The 8,289-nt window shown below is 38.0% G+C and carries 11 protein-coding genes and 1 pseudogene; 4 read left to right on the forward strand and 8 right to left on the reverse strand.

Features of this window, described 5'->3' with window-relative positions:
* Nucleotides 1–323 precede the first annotated feature (323 nt).
* The gene (locus M3205_RS24630; RefSeq protein ID WP_251172286.1) at nucleotides 324–767 is read right to left on the reverse strand and encodes an ArsI/CadI family heavy metal resistance metalloenzyme; all 444 of its coding nucleotides are present in this window, start codon (nucleotides 765–767) and stop codon (nucleotides 324–326) included.
* Nucleotides 768–1,250: 483 nt separating this feature from the next.
* Here M3205_RS24630 and M3205_RS24635 point away from each other — a divergent pair, with 483 nt between their 5' ends.
* Nucleotides 1,251–1,577 carry an ArsR/SmtB family transcription factor gene (locus M3205_RS24635; RefSeq protein WP_251172287.1) on the forward strand — a complete coding sequence of 109 codons (327 nt, stop codon included), beginning with the start codon at nucleotides 1,251–1,253 and terminating at the stop codon, nucleotides 1,575–1,577.
* 52 nt (nucleotides 1,578–1,629) lie between these two features.
* Nucleotides 1,630–1,824 (forward strand): hypothetical protein, encoded by a 195-nt coding sequence (locus M3205_RS24640; protein WP_251172288.1) that lies wholly within the window; start codon nucleotides 1,630–1,632, stop codon nucleotides 1,822–1,824.
* Between the two features lie 398 nt (nucleotides 1,825–2,222).
* Here M3205_RS24640 and M3205_RS24645 read toward each other — a convergent pair whose 3' ends face one another.
* The 6 genes from M3205_RS24645 to M3205_RS24670 all read right to left on the reverse strand — a co-directional run bounded on the left by M3205_RS24645 (nucleotide 2,223) and on the right by M3205_RS24670 (nucleotide 7,476).
* Entirely contained in the window at nucleotides 2,223–2,642 is a 420-nt protein-coding gene (locus M3205_RS24645; protein WP_251172289.1) for a protein-tyrosine phosphatase family protein, read from the reverse strand.
* Nucleotides 2,643–2,656: 14 nt separating this feature from the next.
* Nucleotides 2,657–3,604 (reverse strand): thioredoxin-disulfide reductase, encoded by a 948-nt coding sequence (gene trxB / locus M3205_RS24650; RefSeq protein ID WP_251172290.1) that lies wholly within the window; start codon nucleotides 3,602–3,604, stop codon nucleotides 2,657–2,659.
* 13 nt (nucleotides 3,605–3,617) lie between these two features.
* Nucleotides 3,618–5,390 (reverse strand): arsenical pump-driving ATPase, encoded by a 1,773-nt coding sequence (gene arsA / locus M3205_RS24655; RefSeq protein WP_251172291.1) that lies wholly within the window; start codon nucleotides 5,388–5,390, stop codon nucleotides 3,618–3,620.
* A 21-nt stretch (nucleotides 5,391–5,411) separates the two neighbouring features.
* Entirely contained in the window at nucleotides 5,412–5,765 is a 354-nt protein-coding gene (gene arsD, locus M3205_RS24660) for an arsenite efflux transporter metallochaperone ArsD (RefSeq protein WP_251172292.1), read from the reverse strand.
* Nucleotides 5,766–5,855: 90 nt separating this feature from the next.
* Nucleotides 5,856–6,275 (reverse strand): arsenate reductase (thioredoxin), encoded by a 420-nt coding sequence (arsC, locus tag M3205_RS24665; protein WP_396106407.1) that lies wholly within the window; start codon nucleotides 6,273–6,275, stop codon nucleotides 5,856–5,858.
* Nucleotides 6,276–6,636: 361 nt separating this feature from the next.
* The gene (locus tag M3205_RS24670) at nucleotides 6,637–7,476 is read right to left on the reverse strand and encodes a hypothetical protein (RefSeq protein ID WP_034297793.1); all 840 of its coding nucleotides are present in this window, start codon (nucleotides 7,474–7,476) and stop codon (nucleotides 6,637–6,639) included.
* A gap of 202 nt (nucleotides 7,477–7,678) precedes the next feature.
* Here M3205_RS24670 and M3205_RS25730 point away from each other — a divergent pair, with 202 nt between their 5' ends.
* Nucleotides 7,679–7,804, forward strand: coding sequence for a hypothetical protein (locus M3205_RS25730; RefSeq protein WP_256815743.1), 126 nt, complete (start codon nucleotides 7,679–7,681; stop codon nucleotides 7,802–7,804).
* Between the two features lie 86 nt (nucleotides 7,805–7,890).
* Nucleotides 7,891–8,169, forward strand: a complete 279-nt coding sequence (locus M3205_RS24675; RefSeq protein WP_251172294.1) for a hypothetical protein — start codon at nucleotides 7,891–7,893, stop codon at nucleotides 8,167–8,169.
* A 39-nt stretch (nucleotides 8,170–8,208) separates the two neighbouring features.
* On the opposite strand, the pseudogene M3205_RS24680 reads toward M3205_RS24675, so the two are convergent.
* Nucleotides 8,209–8,289 (reverse strand): annotated as a pseudogene (locus tag M3205_RS24680) (ATP-binding protein); the annotation flags it as partial.

The raw sequence follows: 8,289 nt of genomic DNA on the forward strand, positions 1-8,289 counted from the left end.
GGGGCGAACAGTTTAGTTGACGAGATCTACCTCCCACGCACCCGTACGTTCTACCCTGGCTACTGAAATAATAGGTCCTATAAAAAAAAGAGCAACCAGTAAAAACTGGTTAACTCTATAATACGAACGCCCCCGTTTGTTTAAGTACATAACTTCACAAACTCATCCAAAAGTTATTTTTATTATTATTTCTGTAGAATTAATAAATTCCACATCAAATCTTCATATCTAATATCTTTCCTCGCATGGCACATTTAGACCCCTTCTTCTCTTCAATGCCAGAGGTACAAGAAAAACGCTGAGAATCTCAGCGTTTTTTGCCATTATGAACAGCACAAAGAGTTATTAATTTCAATTTTGACTGGTTGGGGCGTGCAGCAGGAGGAATCAGTCTTCATTGACTCCACATCAGCTTTAGTATAGAAAAATTCCCACTCGTTTCCGTCAGGATCCGTCACCCAAAATTTATCCTGCGTAGCATAGCAGCAAGTAACATCCATTTCTTCACGGGCAAAGAAACCGAGTTTCTCTAATCGTTCTTTGTGCTGGAAAACTTCTTCCAGATTTTCGACCTGAAAACCAAAATGCCCCACCTGGTTTCCTGAAACCTCATCCTTTAAATTTAAGGTGAAATTAAGACCTGGATCTTCCAATAAAAACTTTGCATAATCTTCTTTTACTTTCACTGGTTCAGTATTAAATACCTTTGAGTAGAATTCAATTGATTGATTTAAGTCCGTTACATTAATTCCTACATGTACCTTCATACTAATCGCTCCTTTAGGTTCTTTAAAATTTTTTTTATATTAGCAGCAAGAGGACTGTTGTTCATCAGATGTGCCGCAGCAGTGGTCTTCCTGTGTTGTTGCCTCCTTGATTTCATTATCACAGTAGCCAGATCACTTAGAGGATTTTCCAGTAAACTTGTTCATCTTTAACAGCTCCCTTTTTTAGTTTTTGACTATAAATCAATTTTTTTTGATTTATAATTAAAGTATATTAGCAATTATTTCTAAATGCAACCTATTTATCAAAATAATTTGATTAATTATTTTTAAAGTAGTTAATGGTTTTTATCGATGGATTTCAAATCTAATTAATGAAAATCCTCACCTTGAAAAATTAACATTATGATAATCATCTATTTTGCTTATTAATCAAATTATTTTGATTTTACCGATTGACATATGAAAATTTTGGATATATGATTAACTCATCAAGAATTTTTGATTAAAGAAAGAGTGGTTGCAATGAAATCAGAAATGACAAATCAACATCAATCGACGGACCAACTTTTTGAGCATTATGAGGGAAAGTTTAAAGCCATAGCAGATAAAAAACGGCTTCAAATTATGAATATATTAACCCAGAATGGCTCCATGTGCGTATGTGATCTCGCTCCACTAATGGAAATGAGCCAATCCAAACTATCCTATCATTTAAAAATTTTACTGGATGCCAATATCATCAAAAAAGAAACAAAAGGCACCTGGAGTTTTTACGAGCTGAATCAAGCAGAATTGAATCATTTATTATCCTCAGAGTTATGCTGCTTGTTTAAACCTACTTGCTGCTAAATTTTTTTAAAGTATATATCAACTTTTTTTGATTAACAAGGAGGAGTTAAAGATGGATTATTACAATTATGAATTGATCATTAAAACAAAACAGCAGGAAATTGAAAGAATGTCTAATGAGGCATGGAAATTTGCAAACTCAAACGAGGAATCCATTTTTATAAAACTTGTCACGAAGTTCTCTTCAGTAAAAGAAGCCTCAGAACCAAGCAAACAAAATCAATGTGTTTGCATTTGCGAATGCTAGTAACAGTGAATTAGAGTAATTTTTGGAAAGTTAAAGGAGCTGGTGTTCACCAAGCTCCTTCAATAATCCTAGCAGCAGTCACTTTCATTCCCCATTAGCACAAGTCCATTCGCTTCTTGGCTAAAATCCAAAACAAGATTTTGTGTTACGTTTTCAATGTTAGGATCAATTGCCACTGTGATGCCGTTAATCTCACTAATTTTATCCTCTTCACCTGGCTCATCCAGAGCCAGTCCTACCTTTGGCTGTCCTCAGCCAAAGCCTGCAAAATAAAAACGTACGTTTTTGGCATTGTGTTCTTCAAACAACTGTTTCAAGAAATCACGAGCCTGATCTGTAATATTCATATTCTCCTCACCTCTAATTTATATTAAATGAAGCCTCAAACCATTTTACCATTAAGCATTAGGGAAAAGACGATGAAGGGACTCTTTCATTTCTGGTTTTACATTGATTTTAGGACGTGCGGTCTTCGCCATCGCTTCTGCTTCTTCGATAGTCTTAGCTTTTCCTAGCGATAACAATGATCCAATTGCAACAGTTCCAGTGCGGTTGCTTCCTCCCGCACAGTGGAAGTACACTTTTTTTCCCTCATTATAGGCATTTACCACATGCTCAATAGACTGCTTAATGGATTCATCCTGATTTTCTGCATCATCCACAATGGGACTATGAATTCGATCATAGTCCACTTCTGGAGCCTCTGCCCGCAAATCAAAAATTACCTCTGCTTTTTCATTTCTCAACATCTCTTTTACATCATCTGCTCCACCAATATAAATACGATCTTTTATTAATTCATGATAGTTTTTTGTCATGATGCTCCCTCCTTTTATAGTGATTTGCTCCAATCGTGTGTTGCCGTTCCTTCCAGGTATCGTTCGGCATCAAGTGCTGCCATGCATCCTGTTCCTGCAGCTGTAATTGCCTGGCGGTATTTCTTATCCTGTACATCACCGCATGCAAAAACGCCAGGGATATTGGTCTCCGTTGTTCCAGGTACAACATTAATATAGCCTGTTTCATCCGTTTCGATTTGTGCATTGAGGAAAGCCGTATTTGGAGTATGTCCAATCGCTACAAATATCCCGTCTGTTTCGATTGTTTTTTCTTTCCCTGTTTCATTATCACGAACTTTTAAGCCTGTCACTTTCGCTCCATCTGAAACGACTTCAATCGGTGTATTGTTGAGCGCCCAAGAAATTTTCTCATTCTCCTTTGCACGGTCCTGCATAATCTTTGATGCCCGAAGTTCGTCACGGCGGTGAACAACGGTCACTTCTGAAGCAAACTTCGTTAAGAAATTGGCTTCTTCCATAGCCGAATCTCCTCCGCCAACGATAATCACTTTCTTGCCGCGATAAAAGAATCCGTCACAGGTCGCACATGTGCTGACTCCCTGTCCAATATTTTCTGATTCTCCAGGAATGCCTAGAAGTTTAGCGGATGCACCCGTGGAAAGAATCAGCGCTTCAGTCTGTATTTCTCCTAAACCGCTCACTTTTAGTGTAAATGGCTTTTTGGAAAGATCTGTTTCCGTAACCCATCCTCTTTTGAACTCGGCTCCAAATCTTTCTGCCTGCTTTCGCATATTGTCCATTAATTCAGGCCCTATCACACCATCAACAAACCCTGGAAAATTCTCTACTTCGGTTGTTAACGTCAATTGTCCTCCTGGCTGGGTACCCTCGATCACTATTGGCTTCATATTTGCACGCGCTAAATAAATGGCTGCGGTTAATCCTGCTGGACCTGTCCCTAAAATAACGACCTTCTCCATCTTAATCCCTCCGCTATTGGTTAATAAACTTCTTTAATTCCTGGTATCCAGTGCCTTCTTCGCTCTGTAATGGAACAATGGCACATTTTTCACTTAGCTCATTGGTCACTTTTTCAATCCAGTTGATCTCAGCACTTGCTCTTCCTTTTAGAACAGGATCTTTTGTTTCTGTTGCATATAGACTTTGGTTAATCAGCCACCACTTAGGCGTGATATCTGCCCGCTTTAAATCATCCTGCAAACGGCCAGCTTCCAGTACAGGAGTTGCTTCAGCCAATGTAACGATCACCACACCTGTTTCTTTTGGGTTTCTTAACCTTGGAAGCAGCATTTTTACACTTTCAGGGACTTCACCCGTTGAGCGCGCAAGCTCTTTATGATAGGACTGTGCTGCATCCAGTAGCAAGAGGGTATGTCCTGATGGAGCGGTATCAATGACCACCACTTCATCCTTCGATTTCTCAACTACTTCTGCAAATGCCCGAAATACCGCAATCTCCTCTGTACATGGAGAATTTAAATCCTCTTCTATATAAGCTAAAGACTCATCATCCAGTTCATCACTTACATTGGACATTACCTCGGCTTTATACGCCTCAACTTCTTTTTTCGGATCGATGCGGCTGATGCTAAGGTTCTGATTCAGCTGACTATTCTGGAAAACAAATTCGAGATGAGCAGCGGGATCCGTGGTGGTCAAATAGACTTTATGGCCCTTTTCTGCTAAGCCGACCGCGATAGCAGATGCCATTGTTGTTTTGCCGACTCCGCCCTTGCCCATTGTAAAGATGACTCGCTTATTACTGGATGAAAAATCTTCAATAACATCACTTAATCCTGGCAGACTGATCGATCTGTTTTCAAAACCCATCTCAGATTCTGGCAGAATAAACTGCTTAAACAGATAGCGAAGATTTTTAAGTCCTGTCAGAGAATACGAAACAAATGGCAGTGAATAAGTCGCCACTTGCTTCAGGTCGTCTGGCATCCGTTTTAAGGCGTTCCGCTGACGATGGAAGAGTGACTCTGAAACCTCATCATCATGAATATGGGACTGCATTAATCCATTTATAATCAGACTCTGGTTCTTGATGCCAATCTCTTTTAATTCTTTGGAGGCACGGCTTGCTTCAACTAAAGAAGATTCATCTGGTCTTGCCACAAGAATTAATGTGGTTTGAGCCGAATCAGCAAGAGCTTCCATCGTAATGGAATAAATCTGTTTCTTTTCCGCAAGTCCTGAGAGTGGCCCCAGGCATGAAGCACCATGCGTACTTTCTTCTAAAAAGCCGCTCCAGGCGGTTGGTAGCTGAAGGAGACGAAGAGTATGGCCAGTTGGTGCGGTATCAAAAATAATATGATCATAAGCCTCTACAACGGAGGCGTCTGAAAGCAAACTAGTGAATTCATCAAATGCGGCAATTTCAACCGTGCAGGCACCTGATAGCTGTTCTTCCATTGTTGCCACTACTGAATCTGGGAGCTTGCCGCGATAAGGTCCAATCGTCTTTTCGCGATAAGCGCGGGCAGCTTCCTCTGGGTCAAGATTACAGGCAGAAAGATTTGAACCCCCAGGAACAGGCATAGGTGTGTTTGTTAGCTCTACCTCTAAAACATCCTGCAAGTTGGATGCAGGATCCGTACTGACAAGCAGAACCCGCTTTCCTTCATCAGCAAGCTTGACAGCCGAAGCACAAGCCGTTGACGTTTTTCCTACTCCTCCTTTTCCTGTAAAGAAAAGAAATTTCGTATTCGTTACCGCCCTTGTATCAAAAGGTTGAAACATGAGTTTTCCTCCTTCCTATTTTCAGATCAGCTTGAATTTTACGTTTGGCTTTTTGAGAGAGAGATCTTCGACTTTCACTTCAAACCACTGTGCAAGTTCATCGTTTGAAGGATACTTTCCTTCCTTCACGACTGCTCCGTTTAATAACGTAACTGGCAGTGCATCAGGTCCCTTTTCATGGAGGACCTTATTTACCTCTTTATTGTCTGCAAACACAGCTGGCTCATTGGCCAGGTTGTATCGTTTAATATCAAAGCCTTTTTTCTCCAATGCGAAGACAACCGATGCCATTCTGGTTAGTTCTGGATCTACACTCGGTCCGCACACACCCGTTGGACAACATAGCGCAGGGTCAAAGATTTCAATTTTATTCATGATTTTTGCTCCCTTACAATTAAATAAGCATATACTTATATATAAGATGAAAGGATAGCCAAGAGAGTGATTTCTCTTGGCTATTTTCTTTTACTTTCCTGTTTCGGCAAACGTTTTAATTCGGTCGCCAATTTCATCACGCACACGCTGGAAGAACGCCCATTTTTCTTCATCTGTTCCTTCTGCTTTTGCAGGATCATCAAATCCCCAGTGTTCGCGTTTCACGTGAGGAGGAGTCATTGGACATTTGTCAGCTGCATCTCCGCAAAGTGTGACAACTAAATCAGCATTATTTAGAATTTCAGGATCAATGATATCAGAAGTCTGATTGGAAATATCAATGCCAGCTTCTTTCATTGCCTTTACCGCATTTGGATTCAAACCATGTGCTTCGATTCCTGCGCTATATACATTCCACTCATCACCTAAATGCTGTTTTGCCCAACCTTCAGCCATCTGGCTACGGCAAGAGTTACCTGTACATAGGGGTATAGTCAGGAAAATGCGGATTTACAACGTTAAGGAAGTTCCAATATAAAAAGCCCAATTTCTCGGTATAACGCAAAAGAAATTGGGCTTTTGGGTATTCCTAAAATGAGAACTCAATCTTTATTAAACTCCACTAATATCAGTTTCAATATGTTGATTTCCTAAAAGTAATACCATAATTCGATCAAATAGTTCTCTGGAGGAGACAGCTCTCAATTTGCTTTTTCGACGAAAAGGCAGAACCCTTTAAAGAATTCTGTTGCCAGGAACTAATACTACTATAGAGCTAGCAATAAAATTGACTAATGTTTTATTCATGTTCTCCTTCCAATCAACAGTTCTATGAAATAGGAAATGTCAAACTTTTAATACATTTCCTATTCTAAAATGAGAGCATTCCCTTTTCAGTTAGTAGTTCACTTTTTGATCTAATAAACTCATATGTCTCATTACCATATAATTCTTTTATAAATCGTTTTTCTTGTTCGTAAGCAGGAACGTATTCATCTAAAACAAACACACCATCAGGAAGTGATGCTTTACTATATTCGCTCTGTGGTTTCCTAGTATCCATGATGAGTTTACGATGATTTTTGTTCAAACAGATATAGTTCAAATCAAACTTATTCCATCTGCTGAAACCTTTATTATCATTAACTGTTGATAAAATAACTTCATCATTTTCAGTTAGTTTTACGACATCAAGTACTGTATTATCATCAGCACCAAAAACAAAATCACTATTATCTGATAACTTTACTATATCTAAAGGATACATCATACAACCCTTGGGTTTTAGTTTTGTGTAGTTTATATTGTTCTTTATTGCATAACCATGAATTGCACAACCATGTGAGCCTTTTTCACCTATTTTAATTGAAAATATACACTTCCCACAATGCTCTATAAAGCTTCCGTTTTTATCTAATATCCCGTTTTCACTATAATATTTTTTTGATTTAAAATAGTCGGAATTTGATTGAGTTTCTTTAAAAATATTATCTACGTGGTTGTATACCTTATTAATATCTTCCTTAGTTGGGGGATAGGGAGAGCCATCACAACAAAGTGAGAAATGCGCTAAGTGACAATTCATACAATCTAGATTAACGGGTCTGCTTAGAGATTTAATATCAAAAAGATTCCCCATAAATTCAAATACACTAATATTGTAATTTTGTGAGATGTATTTATCTAAGTTCTCTTTTAAAACAGTTGCCATTGGAAAGTTAATGTAAGCATACTCCCTCGCTTTTTTATTTGATAATATACTAAACCCTCCTCTCTTTTTCAAATAGATTTAATAAAATAATTATAAAACAACAAAATAAATAATTACAATATTTTAAATTAATAGAAAATATTTGAAATTTAAAACAGAATATTGTATTATAATTCTGAATTTGGAAAAAGGAGGTGGGCTGATGTCTAAAATCAATGAAAACATAAAGCTATTCTCAAAGAACCATTTTAATGAAAAAGGAAGACGTGTTGTTGTCGTCCTAGTAATGCAATTACATGATGAAGGTAATAAAACAAGCGAGGAGTAAGCAGTGATTTGATTGGGGAAAGCCCCCTATTAAGTCATAAGGGGCTTGCCCCTAACCAGTAATTATCGAAAGGGGTTGTAAAAATATTGAGTAGCGTTGTCTCAAAGAAAACAAACCTAACTTTTTTAAACAAAAGGGAAATTAACAGAAACATTGATGCTGTTATTGATTATCATTTTGGGGAAGGTACTAGTAGCGGAATTCCTGATAATGAAAAAAAAGGATACTTTATTCAAACATTAAACGCCCTTCAACAATCACAGATTCCTTTTGAATTGGATAATATTAAGATAATTTTTGATAGCGATATTCTGTGTGAACATTTAATCAATAATTACTTAATAGAAAAAAAGGATACCTTGTAGACGTCAAGTCGAATTTTACACTTTTTGCTCATTTCCTTTTTACACTTCGGCTGAAAATATGCTTTTCCGATTTCTCATACGATGACTTTCCTCATCTTCTCTACCGTGAATGACTTCCAC

The organism is Cytobacillus firmus (genome assembly GCF_023715565.1).
GTDB lineage: Bacteria > Bacillota > Bacilli > Bacillales > Cytobacillaceae > Cytobacillus > Cytobacillus firmus_C.